This window comes from Longispora urticae (assembly GCF_053902585.1).
Genome location: NZ_JAQZSH010000021.1, coordinates 192,019 through 213,381, shown reverse-complemented (window position 1 = coordinate 213,381; position 21,363 = coordinate 192,019). Strand labels below are relative to the sequence as shown.

The window sequence follows — 21,363 nt, the reverse complement described above, 5'->3', positions numbered from 1 at the left end:
TCACGATGTGTGCACCTCCGCCGAAACCGAGTACTGTCGTCAGTTGGTGTGGCACAAGCCGGAGGTAGAAAGATGTCTGACTCGGCCCGGGTACGACGGCTGGCCGGTCGGGTGCGCGAGCTGGTCGCGTCCAGTCTGAAGACGCAGATCAAGGACCCTCGACTCGGCATGATCACCGTGACCGACGCCCGGATCACGAACGACCTCCGCGAGGCCACCGTCTACTACACGGTGTTCGGCGACGCGGTCGAGCAGTCGGCGTCCGCCGCCGCGCTGGAGAGCGCCAAGGGCGTCCTGCGCAGCACGGTCGGCAAGCGGCTCGGGCTGCGGCACTCGCCCAGCCTGACCTTCGTCGCCGACCAGGTGCAGGAGCACGTGGCGAACATCGACGACCTGCTCGCCGCCGCCAACGCCGCCGACGCGGAGGTGAACCGGCTCGCCGCCGGTGCGCAGTACGCGGGCGAGGCCAACCCGTACAAGGCCGAAGAAGAGTCGTGACGACCCCCACGGTGCGTCGACCCGCCGGGCCCGTCGGCCCGGCGGACACCGGCCCCTCGGAGTCCGAGTGGGCCAGGGCCCTCGACGCGCTGGCCCGGGCCGAGCGTCCGCTCCTGATCTGCCACGTCAACCCCGACGGCGACGCGCTGGGCAGCATGCTCGCCGTCGCACTCGGCCTGTCCCGGCTCGGCCGGCCCTGCCAGGCCTCGTTTCCCGGGCCGTTCACGCTGCCGCCGCTGTTCGACGGCATGCCCGGCCGGGAGCTGCTCACGCCGGCCCCCGAGGTCGACCCCACGCCCGACCTGGTCGTCACGTTCGACGCGGGCAACGCCGAGCGCCTCGGTGAGCTGGCCGCCCGGTTCTTCCCCGTCGCCGACGACGTCGTCGTCCTCGACCACCACGCCTCCAACACCTTCTTCGGTACGGTGCACCTGGTCGACGCGGGTGCCGCCGCCACCGCCGTGCTCGCCGACGAGCTGCTCCGCCGGCTCGGGGTGCCCCTGGACGCCGAGATCGCCGAGTGCCTGTACGTGGGGGTGGCCACCGACACGGGCTCCTTCAAGTACAAGGCGACGACGCCCGCCGTGCACGGCCTCGCCGCCCGGCTGCTCGACACGGGCATCCAGCCCGACGTGATCTCCCGTCGACTGTTCGACACCCGGCCCTTCGGCGCGCTCGGCCTGTTCGGCGCGGCCCTGGAGCGGGCCCGGCTGGACCCGACGGCCCCCGGCGGCCTCGTCTGGACGTACGCGACCCAGGACGACCTCGCCCGGCACGGCCAGACCTACGACGCGCTGGAGAGCCTGATCGACATCGTGCGCACCGCCGGCGAGGCCGACGTGGCGTGCGTGCTCAAGGAGCTCGACACCGGCGAGTGGGCGGTGTCCATGCGCAGCAAGGGCGACGTGGACGTGGCCCGGGTCGCGGTGGCCCTCGGCGGCGGCGGGCACCGGTACGCGGCGGGCTTCACCGGCACCGGCACGGCCGAGTCCGTGTTCGCGCAGGTCCGCGCGCAGCTCTAGGGCACTACCGCCCCCGGGTGGCCTTCCGTACCCTCTGACCGGCCGGAACAGGGCCGGCGGTCCGGCGTACCCGTCGAATGGGTTTCCCGTCTTGTGGGAAAGCCGTGCAAACCTTGGGACTGAACGATAGTTTGGTCAACATGCGCCGAGTAGTACTCATTCTTAGCCGCCGAGGCGGGGCCTGATCTAGAGGGCCGGCCCCCCGCCCGGGGTTTCTGCGCTGGCCCGATCTTTCGATCAAGCTGAGGATGAGAACAATGGCACGCAAGCACACGCCCCGGCCGCAGGACACCGAAGCCCGCGAAGCCGCCCGTCAGGCCCTGCAGACCTCCATGGACGTCCGGCAGTAACGATGTGATGTGGACAAGGGCCACCCCTGACGGGGTGGCCCTTCCCGCGTCATTCGATCATCTTCTGCCAGGTCTGGTCGCCGTCCTTGCTGCACTGGTGGTTCGGCGCGTACCGGGGACAGTTCCCGTTGTACTCGCGCACCGTGTGCGACACCCACGGCAGGATCCGGTAGGTGTTCTCCTTCGTCGGCATGTACCGGTCCGACATCGAGGACGACACCGAGCCGAACAACAGCAGCAGGCCCACGAACCCGCCGATCGCGGCCTTCGTCGGATCGGGGAACGTGCCCCGGTCCCGGAACCGCCGGGCCACCAGGTAGACGGCCAGGCCGCAGAGGATCAGCCCGCAGTACAACAGCTGGTTGTTGGTCCGCAGCCACAGCTGCACGGTGCCGGTCTCGAACATCCGGGACGCGAACCACATCCGGGCCACCCAGGCGCTCGCGAACATGCAGACGATCGTCACCACCAGCGGCTTGCGCAGCCCCAGCCACAGGCACACGCCCAGGCAGACGAACAGCAGGATGCTGAACAGCCCCACCCCGCCGAGCTCGCCGGGCAGCGGCCACTGGCCGACCTTGCCGGGCATGTCGGTGCGCCACATCAGGAAGTACGTCGGGTCGGTCTTGGTGTCGAACGCGAAGTTGCGGTCCGCGGTGGTGGCGGACTCGTGCAGCATCGTCAGCACGTACCGGCCCGCGACCAGCGCGAACGCCAGGCCCGTCGTGCCGAGGAACGCCAGCCCCTTCCACGGGGCCTTCCTCCACGGGAAGAACATCGCGCACGCCGCGAGCACCCCCGCCGCGCTCCAGATGAACCAGCCGGAGTACGTCAGGAACAGCACCCCGAGCCCGACCCCGAACGCCGCGCCCTGGGCCAGCAGCACCCGCCAACCGGCCAGGTGGCTGCGGCTCAGGGCCCGCACCATCGCGGCCAGCACCGGGGCCAGCAGGATCAGCACGATCTGGCTGTACGGCTTGTACGCGTCGATCAGCGAGAACGCCGGCAGCACCCCGAACGCGAGCGCCGGCAGCGGGCGGAGCAGCAACCGCCACGCCAGGTACGCGAGCGGGCCGGTGACCGCCGCGCCCAGGATCTGGAGGTCCTTGAACGCGTACGCAGTGTTGCCGCCGTGGAACCACTCCGCGTAGTAGCCGAGGATGTACAGCGGCAGCGGCGGGTAGACCGGCGACGGCGACGGCAGCCCCTTCGCGACGACGGCGGCCCACTCCACGATCCGCCCGCTGTCCCCGTTCAGCCCGAACATCGGCCAGGGCGTGCCCAGCAGCGCCACCACGGCGCCACCGGCGACGAACCCGCTGGCCAGGCCCGCGACGCCGGCACAGCACAGCCGCAACGCCGGGGCGAAGAACCGCGACCCGCGCAGCTTCAGCGTCAGGAGCAGCGCGGCCACCATCACCAACGCCACCAGGGCGAACCGGAACTGCAGCGTGGCCAGCGCGCTGACCTGGCCGATCCGGTCGAGCGGGTTGACGTTGAGGTGCCGCACGGACAGCGGCAGCACCAGCGCGGCCCCGAAGGCGACCACGGCCTCCAGGACCCACCAGTGCACGGGGCGGCCGCCGAGCAGGCGGCGGAACCCCTTCGGCTGCGGCTCGGGGGTCGGCTCCGTCTCCGGGGCGTCGACGGCCGTTTCGGTGACGGGTGGTGCGGAGTCCGGTGCCACGGCGGTGATTCCTTCTTTGTGCGGCAGCAGTGCTGCCCGGTCGTGCGCGGGTGTGCGGCAGCCGAGCCGCGGGTCGTGCGCGGGCCGGCGGGTCGTGCGCAGACCGGCGGAAAGAGGCCCCGGAATGGTACCCTGCGGCAGCTCGCCCGGCATGTTCCGACTTCTGCCAGGGTGCCACCCGCGATCATCGAGGTGCGACCCGCGATCCTCCGCCGGTGTCCGACCGCACTATCGTGACATCCGGCACTTCGCGCAGGCACTGGGGCATTCGGGGCCAGTGCGGTGACTGAGGGTAGATACAATCCACGAGATCCTCCTGAGAATCCGCCGAAGATCCACCGGGCGGAGTTCCAGATCGTCGACTTGATGAGGCCGAACGTTCCGTGAGTACCAGTTCGTTGAACCGTATGGCTCGACCCCGCGCACTCTGGTCGTTGGCGTTCATCGCCTTCTTCCTCATCTTCGGCGCCTGGTCCGTGGCCGCACCCTACGACGGCACGCCGGACGAGATGCAGCACATGATCCGGGCCTCGGGGGTCGCCGGCGGGCAGATCATGCCCGAACCGGTCCGGGTGAAGGGGCAGAGCGGCACGATCCAGAACGTGTCCGCCGGCCTCGACGCCCCCGCCGCGTGCTGGATCGCCAAGGCGAACGTCTCCGCCGCGTGCGCCGACGAGCCCACCGGCGGCCCGCTGGTCGACACGCCCACGCTGGCCGGCCGCTACCACCCGCTGTACTACGCCGCCGTCGGCTGGCCGCTGCGGATCTGGGACGGCTGGACGGGTGTCCTGCTCGCCCGGCTCGTGAGCGCCGCGCTCTCCGCCGCCCTGCTCGCCTCGGCGTTCGTGCTGCTGGTGCGCTCGCGGTACGGGCTGATGCTCGGCGGGCTCGTCGCCGCGAGTACCCCGATCCTGGGCCAGATGGCCGGGGCGGTGAACCCGAACGGGCTGGAGATCTCCGCCGGCATCGCGCTCGCGTCGGCGGGCATCCCGCTGCTGATGGGCGCGCAACGGGCGGCCGCCCGCCCCGCGTTCTGGCTGCTGGGCATCAGTGCGGCCCTCCTGGCGACCCTGCGGTCGATGGGTCCGCTGTTCCTGTTCGTCGGCCTCCTCGCGATGCTGCTGCCGGCCAGCAGACGGCACTTCCGTGAACTTCTCGCCAGGTTCGGGCGGCCGTTGCGGGTCGTCGCCGTCGTGGTCGTCGCCTCGGTGGTGCTCGCCGGGGTGTGGATCCTCCTGATGAAGACGGGCGACCTCACGTCCCCGCCGCCGAAGGCGCACCTCACGGTCGGGCAGGCGGTGATCACGGTGTTCAACCAGTGGGCCCCGCTGCTCCAGCAGCTCGTCGGCATCGCCGGCTGGCTGGACGTCCTGATGCCGCTGCCCCTCTACTGGCTGTGGATCGGGATCGCCGGGAGCATGACCCTGTTCGCGTTCGTGGTCGGCACCCGGGTCGACCGGTGGCGGATCGGCGTGGTCCTGCTCGGCGGCGCGCTGGTGCCGTCCGTCCTCCAGCTGATCAACATCAACACTGTGGGGTACATCACCCAGGGGCGCTACATGCTGCCCGCGCTGGTCTTCCTGCCGCTGCTGAGCGCGTTCATCCTCCAGCAGCGGCTGCTGACCCCGCGGCGGTCGCACTCGTTCACGAAGTTGTGCGTGTGGGCGCTGCTGCCGATCCACATGGTGCTGCTGTGGTTCGCGATGGTGCGCTGGCAGCGGGGTCTGCCGACGGTGCCGACCCTGCACAACCTGGATCCGTTCTGGGGTCCGTGGCACCCGGTGCTGGGGTCGTTGACGCCGCTGCTGGCGATGTCCGCCGGGCTCCTGCTTCTCGGGGTGCTGGTGTTGCGCAACTCGGCCCGGATCGCGGCCGGGCCGGTCGGGGACGGGGCGCTGGAGGACGTGGAGTCCGGGGGAACCTCCGTGGCCGCGCCGCCTGCGGCCACCACGCCGGCCGAGGTGGGACCTTCCGACCTCGACGCCGGGCCCTCGACCCCGCCGGCCGCCGAATCCACGCCGCCCCGCAGCGAGTTGCAGGCCGTTCGTTCCTCGTAACCTCCGCTGAACGGCCACCCGATCGGGACAGCGGGCGACCGTACTCCTGGGTCACAATCACTGCGCCTGTCCACCGGTCCGCCGGTGGCACCCTTCAGTGAGAGGATCCATCGTGCAGGAGAACACCGAGGCCACCACCGTGGGACGTCGCCGGCTGCTTCGCGGAGGCGCAGCCGCCCTCGCGGGCGTGGCCGGAGCCGGGGTCGCCGTGGCCGCGGCGTCACCGGCCCAGGCCGACCAGGGTCAGCCGATCGTCGCCGGAGTGGAGAACACCGCCACCGCGACCACCACCCTCAGCACGTCCACCACCGCCGGCACGCTCAAGGTCGCCAACGCGGCGGGTGCCCCGCTGGTGCTGGCGCCCAGCGGCGTTCCGGTACCCGACGGCTCGCCGGTCGGGGCCGTCGGCGCGACCGAGAACGGGTACCTGCTGCACGCGGTGGCCAACCGGGACGGCGGCACCTACGGCGAGGTCGTCTACTCCTCGTACTTCGCGTCGATGGTCGTCCCCACCGCCCCCACCCGGATCCTGGACACCCGCGAGGCCGGCCTGCGCGGCTCGATCGTCGAGGGCCAGGCGTACGTCAACCCGCAGACGGGCCAGGTCGCCGGCGGCAAGGTCATCCGGATCAACCTGAGCAACCTCGTGAAGTGGGGCATCGGCGTCCAGATGAACGTCACCGTCGTCGCGGGCGGCGTCGGCGGCTTCGTGTCGGTCTGGGGGAGCAAGGGCGACCGGCCGAACGCGTCGTCCGTGAACTTCTCCGGCGGCGACGTCCTGTCGAACTTCGTGCAGAGCCAGCTGATCAGCGTCGTGGACTCCAACCAGGTTCCGCTGTGGACGGACACCATCAAGGTGTACGCGCACACCAACACGGCGATCATCATCGACGTGGTCGGCTTCATCGTGGACCAGCCGTGGCGCATCACCAGCTCGGGCGCCGTGGTCCCCGGCCAGATGAACGTGCGCCGCCCGTCCGGCGTCGCGATCGAGCCGACCCCCGAGGGCCGGCAGTTCGACGTCCGGCACTAGGACATCGTGGGGGGAGGGGGCGTCGGCCCCCTTCCTCAGCGGGTACGCAGCAGGCGGCGCGCGACGGCCCAGTACCCGGCGGAGAGGGCGTTGAACACGCCGACGCCGGGCGGCGCGCTGATGTTGGCCGCGTCGATCCGGGCCGTCAGTTCGCGGGCGAAGACGCCGTCGGGGACCCGCCGCTCGGACTGGAGCTGGCGCCGCCGGGCCGCCACGAACGCGCGGTTGTGCCACAGCCAGGACCAGCCGGAGAACTTCTTCCGGTGCCAGCCGCCGGCCAGCGCGGACGCGACCATCGCCATTTCGGTCACGGCGAGCATCGGGGCCAGGACGAACAGGGTGCGGGTCTCGTACGTGGTGAAGAGGGTGAGGAGCCGGTTGCGCTCCACGTAGTACATCTTGCGCTCGTTGCGGGAGAACTCGTAGTGGTGCCACACGACCGCGTCGGGCACGAACTCGATGCTCAGGCCCCGGTGGTGCACGCGGATCGAGAGCTCGGTGTCCTCGTGGTACATGAAGTACTCGGGGGCGAAGCCGCCCAGCTCCCGCCACAGTTCCGTGCGGATCGCGAAGACGCAGCCGCTGACGATCGGGACCGCCCGGCGCACGGCGTGGTCGGTGGCCGGCTCGGAGAAGCCGCCGGCCCACACCATGCCCGTGTAGTGCATGGGGTTGCCGACGGTGTTCATCAGCTCCGGCTGGTCGGCGAGGCGGATCGAGCCCATCGCGAGCCCCACCGTCGGCTCGGCCGCGACGGCGACCAGGCGGGCCAGGGCCTCCGGCGCGATGACCGCGTCGGAGTTGACGAAGGCGAGGAACTCCGTGTCCGCCTCCGCCGCGCCCGCGTCGCAGCCGCCCGCGAACCCGGTGTTGGTGTCCGGGGTGATCACGCGGACCCCGGGCAGCGCCTTCACCAGATCCATCTGGTCGGACGTGCAGCCGTTGTCCACGACGAGGACCGACACGTCGACGCCCGTGGAGTCGAGGACCGCCCGGACGACCTGCTCGAGGTACGGCTCCGGGCCGTACGCGAGCACGACGGCGGCGACAGCGGGCATCATGACACGGTCTCCTTGGCTGGGCTGACCAGTTCCACGGCCGGGCGGACCCGCCAGAGCAGGACGGCGAGGACGACGGCGGCGACCGCCGAGCTGGCGACATAGGCGAACTCGACCCGCAGCCGGACGTCCCCGGGCCCGAACGTCACCGCGGCGAGGACCGCGAGCGCGAGCAGCCACACGAGGGCCTGTTCGCGGTGGCGGTGCAGGCTGATGGCGCCCTGGGCCAGCACGAGCGCGAGCATGTAGGCCAGGGTGCCGGTCGCCAGGATCGCGAAGTCGGCGGTGCCCAGCACGTCCGGGGCGTTGAAGAACACCCGGATGGCCCAGGGGCCGAGCAGGATCGCGGGTACGCCGCCGCCGATGCCGAGCAGCGCGACGACGCCGGTCGCGCGGAGCAGCAGCCGGTGGTACCCGGCGGTGTCGCCCCGGGCGAGCAGGCCGGACAGGCCGGGCAGCAGCGACGCCTGGAGGGCCGCGAACACGAAGATGGGGATCCGCGCCAGGATCAGCGCCGACAGCAGGGCCGCGACGAGCGCCGCCTCACCGGGCGCGAGCAGCTTGGCGCTGACGACCCCGATGTTGACGACGGTCTGCGCCGCGAGCGCGGAGATGGTGAGCAGGCCGAGGCCGCGGGCGTAACCGCCGAGGCTCTGCGGGCTGCCCGGGCCGAGCGCGCCCAGGGTCGGCGGGAGCGTGGCCAGGACCGCCACGACGGGGGCGACCGTCAGGACCAGCGCGTAGGCGAGGGGGGAGCGCACGTCGGCGAACACCAGCGCGAGGCTGAGGCCGATCCGCAGGCCGCCGTCGATGCCCAGCTGGATCCCGTAGGCGCCGAACCGGCCACGGCCGGCGAGGATGCCCCGGGTCGCGTAGGAGACGGCCGCGCCGACCAGGGCGCCCGCGAGCGCCGCGACCATGCCGAGGTCGCCGTCGAACAGCGCGTCGGCCAGCGGGCGGGCGCCGATCGCGAGGCAGAACAGGAGCACGGCGAGCACCGAGCCGGACACGGCGACCGCGCGGCGGGCCACCGGGGTCGCCCCGTCGCCCCGGGCCGCCCGGGCCGCGACGATCCGGCCGGTCTCCTGCTCGACGGGCAGGAACAGCCCGAAGCCGAGCGAGATGACGATCGACCACACGACCGACACCTTCGACATGTCGACGGTCGTCAGCCGGTGCCCGGCGGCCGCGATGTGCACGTAGGACGCGACGCCGAGGATGGCGAGTCCGCCGCCGACCGCGATGGTGCCGGCCGGCAGCGCCCTGATCAGGCGGTGCAGCATGTCACCGTCGGATCAGAGCGAGGAGCAGGATGATGAACGCCCGGCCGAGGTAGACGGTCGCCTTGAGGGGGGAGTGACTGGGCACGCCACCCTGCCGGGGGCGCATCTCCACGGCGACCTGGCGGACGGTGTGCCCGTCCCGGATCGCGCGGACCAGGGTCTCGATGGTGTCGCCGAGGTACTCCACCGGGTACCAGTCCGCGAAGTACTCGATCATCTTGCGGTTGGAGCACCGCAGGCCCGAGGTGGTGTCCGTCAGCTTCGTGCGCGCCAGTCGGGAGATCACCATCCCGAGCATGCCCATCGCCCAGCGGCGCGGCCCCCGGGCCTGGTACGAGCCGACGCCCGCGAACCGGGCCCCGATGACGAGGTCCGCCTGCTCGAGGCCGGCGATCAGGAGCGGCACGTACCGCGGGTCGTGCTGCCCGTCCGCGTCGACCTGGATCGTGACGTCGTAGTCGTTGTCGCGGGCGTAGCGGTAGCCGAGCCGCATGGCCCCGCCGACCCCGAGGTTGTACGGGAGGCGGAGCACCGAGGCGCCCGCGGCGCTGGCCACGGCCGCCGTGTTGTCCCCGGAACCGTCGTCGACCACGAGCACGTCGACGTCGGGCAGTTCGGTGTGGATCTCCTTGATCACCGAACTGATGGCCTCGGCCTCGTTCCAGGCCGGCATGATGATCAGGACCCGGCTGCTACTGGGCGTTCTCATTGCTCTCCAGCTTCGCGTGGATGAGGGCGACGTCCTCGGCGAGAATGCGGGTCTCCTCCTCGAGCCGGCTGACCTCCCACGACAGATGGATGCAGGTCAGGAGCAGGAAGACGACGGCGAAGAAGAGTGCCATGCTCACGCCGGACTGGATGCCGATCAGGGCGCTGAGACTGTTGAGCGCCTGGGGGAACATCGACAGCGGCAGCATCACCAGGCCGACGAAGATCCACAGGATGCCGTACTTCTCGCGGAGCTGCCGGCGGCGCAGCAGTTCGATGATCACGACGAGCACGGTCAGGCCCGTGAGCGCCGTGACGATGGTGAGATTCATGACAGTCCCTCGATGAACGCTTTGGCGAGCATCTCCCGCCACGGGCCCAGGGGTGCGACCGGAGTACGGCCCCAGGCCAGGTGACCGAGCACGCTGTTCGCCGGCCGGGCAGCCGGTCGAACGAACCGGTCACTGGTCGTCGGCAGGACCCGAGCGGGGTCGAGGCCGGCTTCTTCGAAGATCGCGCGGGCCAAACCATACCAGCTCGCCCGTCCCGCCGACGTCCCGTGGTACACGCCCGCGGGGGCGGTGCCGTCGAGGGCCGCGCGGCCCAGGTCGCGCAGCTGGACGGCGAGCGCGGCGGACCACGTGGGCTGGCCGTACTGGTCGTTGACGACCTCGACGGTGTCCCGTTCGCCGGACAGCCGGAGCATCGTGCGGACGAAGTTGGGGCCGTGCGCGCCGTACAGCCACGCGGTCCGCACGACGTAGCCGGTGTCGGGGAGGTGGCGGAGGACCGCCCGCTCGCCGACGAGCTTGCTCCGGCCGTACGCGTTGACCGGCGCGGTGGGCGCGTCCTCCGCGTGCGGCAGGGAACCCTGACCGGCCAGCACGTAGTCGGTGGAGACCTGGAGCAGCCGGGCCCCGCTGGTGGCGCAGGCCTCCGCGAGGGTGGCCACCGCGTGCCCGTTGACGGCGGTGGCCGCCTCCTCGGCGGCCTCCGCCGCGTCCACGTTCGTCCACGCGGCGGCGTTGACCACCACGTCATGGCCGGCCACCGCCGACGCCACCGCCAGCGGGTCGGTGATGTCCAGCTCCGCGCGGGTGACGGCGGTGACGTCCTCGCCGCCGAGCGCCGCGAGGAGGTCCTGGCCGAGCATCCCGGCCGCGCCGGTGACGAGCCAGCGGGTCATCGCGCGAGGGCCGCCCGCTCCTTGAGGGGCGTCCACCAGTCGCGGTTGTCCCGGTACCAGGCGACCGTGGCGGCGAGGCCCTCGGCGAAGTCGACCCGGGGCGCGTACCCCAGCTCGGTGGCGATCTTGGAGATGTCGACCGAGTACCGGCGGTCGTGGCCGAGCCGGTCGGTGACGTGGTCGACGCTGGACCAGTCCGCGCCGCACGCGTCGAGCAGCAGCCCGGTCAGCTCCTTGTTGGTGAGCTCCACCCCGCCGCCGATGTTGTAGACCTCGCCCGCCCGGCCGCCCTCGGCGACGAGCTGGATGCCCTGGCAGTGGTCGTCGACGTGCAGCCAGTCGCGGACGTTCGCGCCGTCGCCGTACAGCGGCACCCGGCCGCCGTCGAGCAGGTTCGTGACGAACAGCGGGATGACCTTCTCCGGGAACTGGTAGTGCCCGTAGTTGTTGGAGCAGCGCGTGATGACCGTGTCGAGCCCGTGGGTGCGGTGGTACGCGCGGACGAGCAGGTCGGATCCGGCCTTGGCCGCCGAGTACGGCGAGTTGGGCTGCAGCGGGTCGGTCTCGGGCCAGGAGCCCTCGTCGATCGAGCCGTACACCTCGTCGGTGGACACGTGCACGAACCGGCCGACCTCGTGCCGGTGCGCGGCGTCGAGCAGGACCTGGGTGCCGAGCACGTTGGTCAGCACGAACTGGGCGCCGCCGTCGATGGACCGGTCGACGTGCGACTCGGCCGCGAAGTGCACGATCACGTCGTGCCCGGGGACCAGCTCGTTGACCAGGTCCTTGTCGCAGATGTCGCCCTGCACGAACCGGAACTTCGGATTGTCATGTACCGGCGCGAGATTGGCAAGATTGCCGGAATAGGTTAGTTTGTCCAAAACGGTGACCTGAGCGCCGGAGTAGGCGTCATAGCTGCCGGACAACAAGCTGCGCACGTAGTGCGAGCCGATGAAACCGGCACCGCCGGTGATGAGGACCTTCACAAGGCAGGGAGTCTAGTCGAAGCCCCGTCACCCTCCGCTAAGCTACCCCGATGCGTGGAATCGTGCTCGCGGGCGGTACTGGTTCGAGGTTGTGGCCGTTGACGCAGGCCGTCTCGAAGCAGCTGATGCCCATCTTCGACAAGCCCATGATCTATTACCCCTTGTCGACCCTGATGTTGGCCGGTGTCCGTGACATCCTGGTCATCACCACCCCCGAGGACCAGTCGCAGTTCCAGCGGCTGCTCGGCGACGGATCGCGGTTCGGGATCAACCTCTCGTACACCACCCAGCCCAGCCCGGACGGCATCGCGCAGGCCTTCCTCCTCGGCGAGGAGTTCATCGGCGACGAGTCCGTGGCCCTGATCCTGGGCGACAACATCTTCTACGGCGTGGGCCTCGGCACCCGCCTCGCCGAGAACTCCGATCCGGACGGTGGGCGCGTCTTCGCCTACCAGGTCGCCAACCCGCAGGAATACGGCGTGGTGGAGTTCGACCCCGACGGCCGGGTGCTCTCGATCGAGGAGAAGCCGGAGCAGCCGAAGTCGAAGTTCGCGATCCCCGGCCTCTACTTCTACGACAACCAGGTCGTCGACATCGTCAAGGGCATCAAGCCCAGCGCCCGGGGCGAACTGGAGATCACGGCCGTCAACGAGGAGTACCTGCGCCGCGGGCAGCTGCACGTCAGCGTTCTGGAGCGCGGGACCGCGTGGCTCGACACGGGCACCTTCGGCTCCCTGGTGCAGGCGTCGGAGTTCGTCCGGGTCGTGGAGGAGCGTCAGGGGTACAAGATCGGCTGTCTCGAGGAGATCGCCTGGCGCAAGGGTTTCGTGGACGAGGCGGAACTGCGCGCCCTGGCGGAGCCGCTGCGCAAGAGTGGTTACGGAGAGTATCTGCTCGGCCTGCTCTAAACCCCCCGGCCACCCTCAGAAAGTGACTTCGCAGTGAAGATCAACCCGCTCGGCATCGAGGGCGCGTTCGAGATCGTGCCCGTCCAGCGCGGCGACAGCCGGGGCCTGTTCCTCGAGTGGTACCGCCACGACCTGTTCGCCGAGGCCAACGGCCACCCGCTCCGGCTCGCCCAGGCCAACCTGTCGGTGTCCAGCCGGGGCACCGTGCGCGGCGTGCACTACGCGGACGTGGCGCCGGGCCAGGCCAAGTACGTGACGTGCGTCCGGGGCGCGGTGCTCGACTTCGTCATCGACATCCGGGTCGGCTCGCCCACCTTCGGTCGGCACGAGGTCGTCCGGCTCGACGACGTCGACCGCCGCGAGGTGTACCTGGCGGAGGGTCTCGGCCACGCGATCTGCGCGCTGACCGACGACGCGACGCTGCTCTACCTGTGCTCGGAGACGTACGCCCCCCAGCGGGAGCGCGAGGTCTCGCCGCTGGATCCGGCGCTGGGGCTGGAGTTCCCGTTCGCCCGGGACGAGCTCATCCTGTCCGACAAGGATGTCGCGGCGCCGACGTTGGCGGAGGCCGCCGAGCGGGGGCTGCTGCCGGACTACGCGGCCTGCAAGCAGTTGTACGTCGATCTGAAGAGCTGACACGTCGCGGTACGAGGCCGGCCGTCCATAGTGGGCGGTCGGCCTTTTGGTGTCCACCCAGACGCGAGGGCGGCCCGCCCGCCTCCGTGGCCGCTACCAGGACGGCCCCGCCGTCGCGGCTACGAGGATGCCCCCGCTGTCGCCGCTACCGGGACGCCCCCGCCGGGACCGCTACCAGGACGACGTGAACTTCAGATCCGGCTCGAACGCCACCAGCTCCACGTCCAACCCGTCCGCCTGGCTCAGCGCCGCCCGCTGCGCGGGATCCACCGTCACCACCTGGTACCGGCCCGGATGCGCCCGCAGGAACGCCACGAACTCGTCCGGCGTGTGCCGGCGCTTCGTCGACGACCAGTCCCGCCAGTCCGCGAGCCCCGGGTAGTCGCGCTGGATGACCGCGATCCACACGGACACGAAGACCTCGTCGCCCCACGAGGGCAGCACGATCGTCGTCCGCCCGTCGGGGTCGGGCACCCGCAGCACCGTGTCGATCATCGCGCCCGCGTGCGGCTGGGCCAGCTTGCCCTTGAGCCGGAGCCGGCCGAGGTTGGACCCCCGGTCGTACGCGGTGGGCAGCGGCGAGTGCAGCGGGTTGAACACCTGCGCCGAGGTGACCGTGAGCGCCACGCACACCAGGGCCGCCTTCAGCCCGCGGACCCGGCCGGGGACCAGCAGCCCCTGGAGGAGGCGGCGCATCGCCAGGCCCAGGCCGACGAGGAGCACCACCGCGACCAGGTGCAGCGCCTTCTCGTAGTAGTAGGAGACGAAACCCGCCGTCCGGTACTGGAACAGCGCGATCGCCCCCGCGTACGCGCACGCCGCCGCCAGCACCGCCAGCACCATCTGACCGGTCGGCCCGAGCTTGATCCGGCTGCCGTACAGCCCGGCGACCGTGAGCCCGCCGAGGGCCAGCAGCAGCGTGCCGTTGATCGGGTCGATCGCACCCGTGGCGGTCAGGGCGGCGCCGGTGCCCACGTCGTTCTGCACCGTGCTCACGTTGATCAGCACCGGTACGGCGGACAGCGCGGCGACGACCGCGGCGGCCAGGGCGCTGAGCACCCAGCGGCGGCGCAGCCGGACCCGGTACCGGACCAGACTCGCCAGCACGGCCGCGGCGGCGACCGGCAGCACGAAGTAGTAGGTGAAGGCGATCGCCACGAACAACGCGCCCACCACGGCCACCTGTTCGCCCGTGGACGTCAGCGGCCGGATCAGCAGGGCGCACAGGACGACCAGCAGGCTGAGGCAGACCAGTTCGGCCCAGAACCCGCAGCGCATCACCGTCTGGAGGTCACCGAGGGCGGCCATCGAGGCGGCCAGCACGCCGAGGGGCAGGGCGAGCATCAGGCGGAAGCCGGGGCCGGCCACCCAGTTGATCGCCCAGGCCAGGACGCCGCACAGGAGGAGGAGCGACCCGAAGTCGTACCACATGAAGTTGTTGAGGGACGTGAGGCCGTCCGGACGGGCACCGCCGCCCCGGGCGAAGGCGTCGAGCACCGCCGCGACGAAGTGGCCGCCCTGCGGGTAGTCGATGAACGCCGGCGGCACCGTGGCCGAGGCCGCGTCCTGCCGGAGGAACGTGTACCCGCCGACGCCGCCGATCGCGTCGAAGATCATGAAGTGCGCCGCCATGTCGCCCCCGGACGCGACCTGCGCGAACCGGTCCGTGAACCGGCCGGCGCGCATCGGCCACCAGACCGTCACGAAGCCGATCAGGATCCCGAGCGGCACCACGGCGTCGATCAGCCGGAACCGGGGGACCAGGAAGAGCCGGTGGCCCCGGACCGCGGCGAGCACGGCGAGGACCGACAGGGCAGTCCCGGCGATCGGCACCGGCCCGAGCCCCCACGGCCAGACGGAGATCAGCAGCCCCGCCGCGCAGGTGGCTCCGAACAGCAGCGCCCCCGCCACGACCACCCGGTCGAGCGCGAACCGGCTACTGCGCACCAGGAGGGCCGTGCCGCCGAGCAGCACCAGCGGGAGCACCCAGTCGAGACCCACCAGGTGCGCGACCACGGCCACGAGCCAGGAGGCGGCGACACCGACGAGGGCCGTCCGTAACCGGACCGGCCAGCTCTGCGTCGACCGTGGGTCCCGGGTCGGGTCCGGCGACACCAGCCAGGCGCCCTTCATGGTAGAGATCCTCCTGGTGGGGGCCTTGTATTCTGCGGCAGCCGGTGAGCGGCTGCTCCACACTACGAGCTGTCGTCCGAGGCACCGACCACAAGGATGCAGCACGCTATCACAGCGGATCGCGCCGTCAGCGATAGCGGCTCATGTTTACCCATGCTTGCCGATTGGCCGTATTTCCTCCCACCCAACGTGACGCGGAACTCATCGGGCACCGCCCCGGACGTGTCGGACCCGGTGACTAGGGTCGGCGTGTGACTGACGTTTCGCTCCGCCGGATCGCCGGGCTGGCCCTGCCCGCCCTGGTCGTCCTCGCCGCCGAGCCGGTGTACCTGCTGGTGGACACCGCCGTGGTCGGCCACCTCGGCCGCACCGCCCTGGCGTCCCTGGCGATCGGCGGCGGGGTGCTGGCCGTGGCCGCGTGGCTCGGCAACGTGCTCGCCTTCGGCACCACGAGCCGCACCGCCCGGCTGTTCGGGGCCGACCGGCGCGCCGAAGCCGTCGCCGAGGGCGTCCAGGCCTCCTGGCTGGCCCTGGCCGCCGGCCTGATCCTGGTCGTCGCCGCCCAGTTCGGCGCGGGTGACCTGGCCCGCGCGCTCGCCGGTCCGGGCGAGGTCGCCGACGGCGCGGCCACCTGGCTGCGGATCGCCAGTCTCGGCGCGCCCGGCATCCTGCTCGCCCTCGCCGGCAACGGCTGGATGCGCGGCGTGCAGGACACCCGCCGCCCCGTGCTGTTCGTGCTCGGCGCCAACCTGCTGTCCGCCGTGCTCTGCCCGGTCCTGGTGTACCCGCTCGGCATGGGCCTGCAGGGCTCCGCCGTCGCCAACGTGATCGCCCAGACCCTCTCCGGCGCGCTGTTCGTCCGGGCGCTCCTCGCCGAGGGCGTCTCCCTGGCCCCGCACCCGGCCCGGCTGCTCCAGCAGCTCACCCTCAGCCGCGACCTGATCATCCGCGGCCTGGCCTTCCAGATCTGCTTCCTGTCCGCCGCCGCCGTGACCGCCCGGTTCGGGGCCGCCGCCCTCGCCGCGCACCAGATCGCCCTGCAACTCTGGATGTTCTGCGCCTTCGCCCTCGACGCGCTCGCCATCGCCGCCCAGTCCCTGGTCGGGGCCGACCTGGGCGCCGGCCGCGCCGCCGAGGCCCGCCGGACCGCCGCCCGGATCACCCGGATCGGGGCCGGCTGCGGGGTGGCGCTGGCCGGGTTCATCGGCGTCGGCGCGTGGTGGCTGCCGCAGGTGTTCACCACCGACCGGGCCGTCCTCGACCAGACCATGGTCGCCTGGCCGTGGTTCGTCGCGATGGAACTGATCGCGGGCGTCGTCTTCGCCCTCGACGGGGTGCTGATCGGCGCCGGCGACGTCGCCTACATGCGCAACCTGACCATCGCGGCGGCCCTGGGCGGGTTCCTGCCGGCGATCTGGCTGACGTCGGTGTTCGACCTGGGGCTGGGCGGGATCTGGGCCGGGCTGACCCTGTTCATGCTGATCCGGCTGGTGACGCTGGTGGGGAGGCTGGTGTCCGGGCGGTGGGCGGTGGTGGGGGCGGTGCGCTAGGCCGCGCCGGCTGGTGGGTGGCCCCCGGCGGACCGGCCCGGCGGCGTCTGGAAGGCTTTCCGGGTGGCGACGACAGGGCTAGTGATCGTGGACAAGCCGGCGGGGATGACCTCCCACGACGTGGTGGCGCGGGTGCGCCGCCTCGCGAGGACCCGACGGGTGGGCCACGGCGGCACCCTGGACCCGATGGCCACCGGGGTCCTCGTCCTCGGCGTCGAACGCGGCACGAAGCTCCTCACCTACGTCATCGGCAGCCGCAAGGGCTACACCGGCACGATCCGGCTCGGCCAGTCGACGATCACCGACGACGCCGAGGGCGAGTTCGTCACCGAGGTTCCGGCCGACGACGTCACCGACGAGGCGATCCGCGCGGGCCTGGCGACCATGGTCGGCCTGATCCAGCAGGTCCCCAGCTCCGTCAGCGCGATCAAGATCAAGGGCGTCAGATCCTACTCCCGGGTACGCGCCGGCGAGGACGTCGAACTCCCCTCCCGCCCCATCACGATCCACCGCCTCGACGTGGGGTCGATCCGCCGTTCCCCCGGACTCGTGGACGTCGACGTGTCGGTCGAGTGCTCCTCGGGCACCTACATCCGGGCGATCGCCCGCGACCTCGGTGTGTTGACGGGTGTCGGCGGCCACCTGACGGCCCTGCGCCGCACGGCCGTCGGGGGCTTCACCCTCGCGGAGGCCCGGACCCTGGACGAGCTGGCGGAGCTGGACGATCCGGTGAACCTGGACCTGAACACGTCCGCCGCCCGCCTGTTCCCGCGCCGCGACCTGGACGAACTGGAGGCCAAGGTGATCTCCCACGGCGGCCCGCTGTCCCCGGTCGGCATCGAGGTCCCGTACGCGGTCTACGGCCCGTCGGGCGACGTCCTGGCCATCATGGTGGAGAAGGCCGGCCGCGCGAAGCCCGAACTGGTCCTGGCCCCGGCCTGATTCCAGCAAGGATCTGTCGGGGTCGGGCCGCGAAGATCAGCGGTCCCGCTTGATCCGGCTGCCCGGACCAAGGCCCTCCTCCCCGTGTACCTCTGCCCGGCGCGGAACCTCGACAACGAGATCCGGCCAGCCGGCGAGTGGCGTCAGATCGATGTCGCCGGGATACCGCAATGCGAGGTTCCGAAGCGCCGGAAGGCGTGGAAGGCGACGCAGATCGACGGGTATCTGGGTGCGGCTGAATCTAAGCTGGTGCATCTTGGGAATTTGTTCCAGCGGAGCCAGGTCGTAACTCATGGTATCGGGAATCTCCAGAGTGGAGAGCCGGCGGAGTTCGGAAAGCGGCGCGAGACTTGTGCCCGGCTTCACGTCCAACGCTATGAAAGTCAGGCTGTCTGCCCACAGCCGCAGATCGGCGATGTCATCGATGCCCGGGCAGCCGCGTAGTGAGATCAGCCCTGGTCGGTTGAGGAAACGGAGCGGTTCGAGGCTGGTCAGATCCTGAGGGGTATCCAGGAACAGAAACCGCAACGAGCTGGCGGTTGACAGCTTCTCGAGGTCTCCACCGGTTGCCCACGTGAGCGCCAGTCCTCTGAGGGTGTCGCGGACGGCCAGTGGACCGAGATTGGTGACCCGCCGACCTCGAAGGTACAGCGTTTCCAGCCGGGGAAGACGCACGAGAGTCTCGCCGTCGACGATGTCGTTCCGGGTTCCGCCAAACCAGAGAAGATCGAGAGTGCGGAGACTCGCTGACTCCAGGGCGTGGAGATCGTTTGTGTCGACCCCGAATACGGTGAGGGACTCCAGCCCAGCAAGATCGCGCACGAAGCCGAAGTCTCCGCAGGGAGTGTCGAACAGTTGGAGCTTGAGGTGGCGCAGCGCGGGCAGGTGCTGCAGGCCGGGGACCAGACTCCGATTCGACAGGTCGAGGCGGACCTGAGGGTTTCCGTCCGGCCGGCACCCCGACAGCACATCGCGTGCGTACGTCTGAGGGTCGAAGGAGTTCCAGGCCCGGATCAGCTCGCTGACCACCACCTTCTCCGGTCGGTCCCGGTAGCGGGCGATCAGGTCCAAGGCTGCCGGATCCCCGGTCAGCCCCGCCGCGCGGATCGTCGCTGCGACCTCCTTCGCCGTGATCGGTCGCGCCGAGCCCAGCAGGTCCAGGGCCGTGTCGCCCAGCTTGGCCAGGGTCTGCGCCGTGGTCATGGTCCTCGGCGGCAGTAGTTCCGCCGCGCTGGCCCCGACCCTCGCGCGCAGGGCACCCGGCAGTTCCGGCGACGTCTCCAGGCAGGCGACCGTCACCAGGAGCAGCGTGTCGTGCGCCGTGGACCGGGAGGTGCCGGCCCGGTCGAGCAGGCCCGTGACCAGGCGTTCGCGCTGGGTGGCGGACGCGTGGCCGGCGGCCATCACCACGACCTCGCGCCACTGGTCGAGGTGCGCGTGGCTGATCAGGACCCCGATGTCGTCGGCTGCCACCGCACCCTGGGCGGCCAGATACTCCTGGAAGGTCCGGTGCACAAAGTCCACGCGGCCGTCGACCGGCTCCTGGAGGAGGCCGCTGCGCTCCAGCAGGTGCCGGAGCACCTCGGGCGCGGTCGCGCCGACCTGGGGCATGCCGTCCAACCGGCGGGCGATCCGGTCGGCCGCCTCCTCGAACCCGGCGTCGGACCAGCCGTTGCGGATCAGCCAGTAGGCCAGCTCCTGGAGGAGCAGCGTCTTCTGCGTGCGGGCCAACGTGATGTCGCCGGTGATGTGCCGCTCTGTGTCACGCCGTTCGAGGAGCATCTGCAGGGCGACGTCGTAGAGCTCCATCCGGCTCGCCGGCAGTTGGGCGCGGCGGTCCCGGTGCAGGGCGCAGAGCAGGGCGCATAGCAGCGGGTACCCGCTCAGCCGGCGCAGGTGGGCGCGACCGGCGAGGGCGGTGAACAGCTCCGACTCGTACCCGGTGAGGGTCTTTCGGTCGTCCTCGGAGCCGCAGCCGTCCCGCATGGCCTCGTGCCAGCGGTGCACGAAGACCTTCACGTCCTCCGGGGTCATGGGTTCGAGTTCGGCGGTGTCGAAGTCATCGCGGGCCAGCCAGTTCTCACTCACTGCGGCTGGGCGAGAGGTAACGACATAGCGGGCCAGAGGAAAAGCGGCGACGAGCTGGCTCAACCAGTCACGGGCGGCGGCCCGCCGGTTCTCGGCGACCTCGTCCACGCCGTCGATGAGGACGATGGCACGACCGGACCGCAACTGCTGCTGCACCCAGCCGGGGGGCATCTCGGCGGCGATGTGGGTGCCGGTCTCGGCCAGGAACTGGTCGGGAGCGGGCAGGTCCCGGCCGGCGTAGCGGCGGAGCGGTACGAAGAACGGCACCGTGTCCCGCCAGCCGGCCATGGACTCGGGGAAAGAGTTGCGGGCGCTCTGCACCGCGATCCAGTGCAGCAGAGTGGTCTTGCCGATCCCGGCCTGGCCCCGGATGAACAGGCGGTTGGACGCCGCGAGGGCGGCCTCCACCCGGGCGGTGGCCGGGGCCGTGGACTCCGGGCCGACCGACTGGTCGTGCAGCGTCCACCCCTTGGAGTTGAACAAGTCGGGGAAGACATGTCCGTGTTTCAGGAGCTGACCGGACACCGTCAGGCTCAGGTAGGCGACCGACAGGGGATACCGCCGGCTCTCGTCGGTCAGGGTCGCGCCGAAGAACTCGATCCGGTCCAGCCTGTGCGCGACCTGTTGGCGGTGGTCGGCCTCGAAGTCCTCGACGCCCCGCCGTGCCGGCAGTCGCTCCAACGCGGTCCGAACGTCTTCCAGGATCTGCGTCTCCCTGCGTAGCACCTCCTCCAGAGCGGTCATCCCACCACCGGGCAGGGTCCGGGCGACCTCGATCAGGTATCCGCAGCACTCGCGCAGCAACAGCCGGTAGAAGGCCGTCCCGTCCGCTCCGAGTCCCCAGCGGGCCGGCTCGGGGACGGGGAGCAGCCGGCGGTAGACCGAACTCGCGTCCAGGTCGGCCCGGAACAGATCGGCGTCTGTGAGCTCGGCCTCGTCGAAGGTCTCGGTGACTGCGACGACGGCTGCCAGGCGGTCGTTCTCCTCGAGCCGGCCGAACTCGTGCTCGACGAATCGGCGGATCCGGTCGTCCACCCGTTCGGCGGCCTGGTCCCGGAACCGCCGGAACTTGCGGCGGTCCCGGAGGCCACGCAGAACTCCGGCCTGCTCGTCCACGAGCTCGTGGGACAGGGCCTCTACGAGCTTCGCGTCACGGAACCAGATGCTGAACGCAGCTTTCGCCACCGCCGTGCCGAGGACCAGGGTGGCTGTCTCCAAACCGCTCATGGCGTTACACC

At 71.1% G+C, this 21,363-nt stretch carries 17 protein-coding genes; 8 read left to right on the top strand and 9 right to left on the bottom strand.

The window, feature by feature from the left end; genetic code table 11:
• Window positions 1-72 precede the first annotated feature (72 nt).
• Window positions 73-498, top strand: coding sequence for a 30S ribosome-binding factor RbfA (rbfA, locus tag PT931_RS12125; RefSeq protein ID WP_363726590.1), 426 nt, complete (start codon window positions 73-75; stop codon window positions 496-498).
• Entirely contained in the window at window positions 495-1,520 is a 1,026-nt protein-coding gene (locus PT931_RS12120) for a DHH family phosphoesterase (protein WP_456245822.1), read from the top strand. Before rbfA ends, PT931_RS12120 begins: the two co-directional genes overlap by 4 nt.
• A 399-nt stretch (window positions 1,521-1,919) precedes the next feature.
• Here PT931_RS12120 and PT931_RS12115 read toward each other — a convergent pair whose 3' ends face one another.
• Window positions 1,920-3,557: a hypothetical protein gene (locus PT931_RS12115; RefSeq protein WP_456245821.1), complete on the bottom strand. Its 1,638-nt coding sequence runs from the start codon at window positions 3,555-3,557 to the stop codon at window positions 1,920-1,922.
• Window positions 3,558-3,964: 407 nt separating this feature from the next.
• On the opposite strand from PT931_RS12115, the gene PT931_RS12110 reads away from it, so the two are divergent.
• Entirely contained in the window at window positions 3,965-5,614 is a 1,650-nt protein-coding gene (locus PT931_RS12110; protein ID WP_456245820.1) for a DUF2142 domain-containing protein, read from the top strand.
• 112 nt (window positions 5,615-5,726) lie between these two features.
• Entirely contained in the window at window positions 5,727-6,647 is a 921-nt protein-coding gene (locus PT931_RS12105; protein WP_456245819.1) for a hypothetical protein, read from the top strand.
• Between the two features lie 35 nt (window positions 6,648-6,682).
• On the opposite strand, the gene PT931_RS12100 is transcribed toward PT931_RS12105, so the two are convergent.
• The 6 genes from PT931_RS12100 to rfbB are packed head-to-tail and all read right to left on the bottom strand — an operon-like array spanning window position 6,683 to window position 11,868.
• Entirely contained in the window at window positions 6,683-7,708 is a 1,026-nt protein-coding gene (locus PT931_RS12100; protein WP_456245818.1) for a glycosyltransferase family 2 protein, read from the bottom strand.
• Complete coding sequence (locus PT931_RS12095) at window positions 7,705-8,988, bottom strand: polysaccharide biosynthesis protein (protein WP_456245817.1); 1,284 nt, start codon at window positions 8,986-8,988, stop codon at window positions 7,705-7,707. Before PT931_RS12095 ends, PT931_RS12100 begins: the two co-directional genes overlap by 4 nt.
• A gap of 1 nt (window position 8,989) precedes the next feature.
• Window positions 8,990-9,697, bottom strand: coding sequence for a glycosyltransferase family 2 protein (locus PT931_RS12090; RefSeq protein WP_456245816.1), 708 nt, complete (start codon window positions 9,695-9,697; stop codon window positions 8,990-8,992).
• The gene (locus PT931_RS12085) at window positions 9,681-10,028 is read right to left on the bottom strand and encodes a DUF2304 domain-containing protein (protein WP_363726578.1); all 348 of its coding nucleotides are present in this window, start codon (window positions 10,026-10,028) and stop codon (window positions 9,681-9,683) included. Before PT931_RS12085 ends, PT931_RS12090 begins: the two co-directional genes overlap by 17 nt.
• A complete protein-coding gene (gene rfbD, locus PT931_RS12080; protein ID WP_456245815.1) occupies window positions 10,025-10,882 on the bottom strand; it encodes a dTDP-4-dehydrorhamnose reductase in 858 nt (285 codons plus the stop codon). The genes PT931_RS12085 and rfbD overlap by 4 nt, the downstream gene beginning before the upstream one ends.
• Window positions 10,879-11,868 (bottom strand): dTDP-glucose 4,6-dehydratase, encoded by a 990-nt coding sequence (gene rfbB / locus PT931_RS12075; RefSeq protein WP_456245814.1) that lies wholly within the window; start codon window positions 11,866-11,868, stop codon window positions 10,879-10,881. The genes rfbD and rfbB overlap by 4 nt, the downstream gene beginning before the upstream one ends.
• Before the next feature lie 50 nt (window positions 11,869-11,918).
• Here rfbB and rfbA point away from each other — a divergent pair, with 50 nt between their 5' ends.
• Both rfbA and PT931_RS12065 read left to right on the top strand, forming a co-directional pair.
• Window positions 11,919-12,776 carry a glucose-1-phosphate thymidylyltransferase RfbA gene (gene rfbA, locus PT931_RS12070; protein ID WP_456245813.1) on the top strand — a complete coding sequence of 286 codons (858 nt, stop codon included), beginning with the start codon at window positions 11,919-11,921 and terminating at the stop codon, window positions 12,774-12,776.
• Window positions 12,777-12,809: 33 nt separating this feature from the next.
• Complete coding sequence (locus PT931_RS12065) at window positions 12,810-13,412, top strand: dTDP-4-dehydrorhamnose 3,5-epimerase family protein (protein ID WP_456245812.1); 603 nt, start codon at window positions 12,810-12,812, stop codon at window positions 13,410-13,412.
• 171 nt (window positions 13,413-13,583) lie between these two features.
• On the opposite strand, the gene PT931_RS12060 is transcribed toward PT931_RS12065, so the two are convergent.
• On the bottom strand, window positions 13,584-15,545 hold the full coding sequence (locus PT931_RS12060; RefSeq protein ID WP_456245811.1) for a hypothetical protein: 1,962 nt from the start codon (window positions 15,543-15,545) through the stop codon (window positions 13,584-13,586).
• A 251-nt stretch (window positions 15,546-15,796) separates the two neighbouring features.
• Here PT931_RS12060 and PT931_RS12055 point away from each other — a divergent pair, with 251 nt between their 5' ends.
• Window positions 15,797-17,095, top strand: a complete 1,299-nt coding sequence (locus PT931_RS12055; RefSeq protein WP_456245810.1) for an MATE family efflux transporter — start codon at window positions 15,797-15,799, stop codon at window positions 17,093-17,095.
• A 105-nt stretch (window positions 17,096-17,200) separates the two neighbouring features.
• Window positions 17,201-18,037: a tRNA pseudouridine(55) synthase TruB gene (gene truB / locus PT931_RS12050; protein ID WP_456245904.1), complete on the top strand. Its 837-nt coding sequence runs from the start codon at window positions 17,201-17,203 to the stop codon at window positions 18,035-18,037.
• 36 nt (window positions 18,038-18,073) lie between these two features.
• Here the strand turns inward: truB and PT931_RS12045 are convergent, their stop codons facing one another.
• On the bottom strand, window positions 18,074-21,352 hold the full coding sequence (locus PT931_RS12045) for an NACHT domain-containing protein (protein ID WP_456245809.1): 3,279 nt from the start codon (window positions 21,350-21,352) through the stop codon (window positions 18,074-18,076).
• Between the last annotated feature and the right edge of the window lie 11 nt (window positions 21,353-21,363).

What these genes read in the sequence shown, in the direction of transcription:
- rbfA (WP_363726590.1), top strand. Translation starts at nt 73, where the DNA reads ATGTCTGACTCGGCCCGGGTACGACGGCTGGCCGGTCGGGTGCGCGAG.
- PT931_RS12110 (WP_456245820.1), top strand. Translation starts at nt 3,965, where the DNA reads ATGGCTCGACCCCGCGCACTCTGGTCGTTGGCGTTCATCGCCTTCTTC.
- PT931_RS12100 (WP_456245818.1), bottom strand. Translation starts at nt 7,708, where the DNA reads ATGATGCCCGCTGTCGCCGCCGTCGTGCTCGCGTACGGCCCGGAGCCG.
- PT931_RS12095 (WP_456245817.1), bottom strand. Translation starts at nt 8,988, where the DNA reads ATGCTGCACCGCCTGATCAGGGCGCTGCCGGCCGGCACCATCGCGGTC.
- PT931_RS12090 (WP_456245816.1), bottom strand. Translation starts at nt 9,697, where the DNA reads ATGAGAACGCCCAGTAGCAGCCGGGTCCTGATCATCATGCCGGCCTGG.
- PT931_RS12085 (WP_363726578.1), bottom strand. Translation starts at nt 10,028, where the DNA reads ATGAATCTCACCATCGTCACGGCGCTCACGGGCCTGACCGTGCTCGTC.
- rfbD (WP_456245815.1), bottom strand. Translation starts at nt 10,882, where the DNA reads ATGACCCGCTGGCTCGTCACCGGCGCGGCCGGGATGCTCGGCCAGGAC.
- rfbA (WP_456245813.1), top strand. Translation starts at nt 11,919, where the DNA reads ATGCGTGGAATCGTGCTCGCGGGCGGTACTGGTTCGAGGTTGTGGCCG.
- PT931_RS12060 (WP_456245811.1), bottom strand. Translation starts at nt 15,545, where the DNA reads ATGAAGGGCGCCTGGCTGGTGTCGCCGGACCCGACCCGGGACCCACGG.
- truB (WP_456245904.1), top strand. Translation starts at nt 17,201, where the DNA reads ATGACCTCCCACGACGTGGTGGCGCGGGTGCGCCGCCTCGCGAGGACC.
- PT931_RS12045 (WP_456245809.1), bottom strand. Translation starts at nt 21,352, where the DNA reads ATGAGCGGTTTGGAGACAGCCACCCTGGTCCTCGGCACGGCGGTGGCG.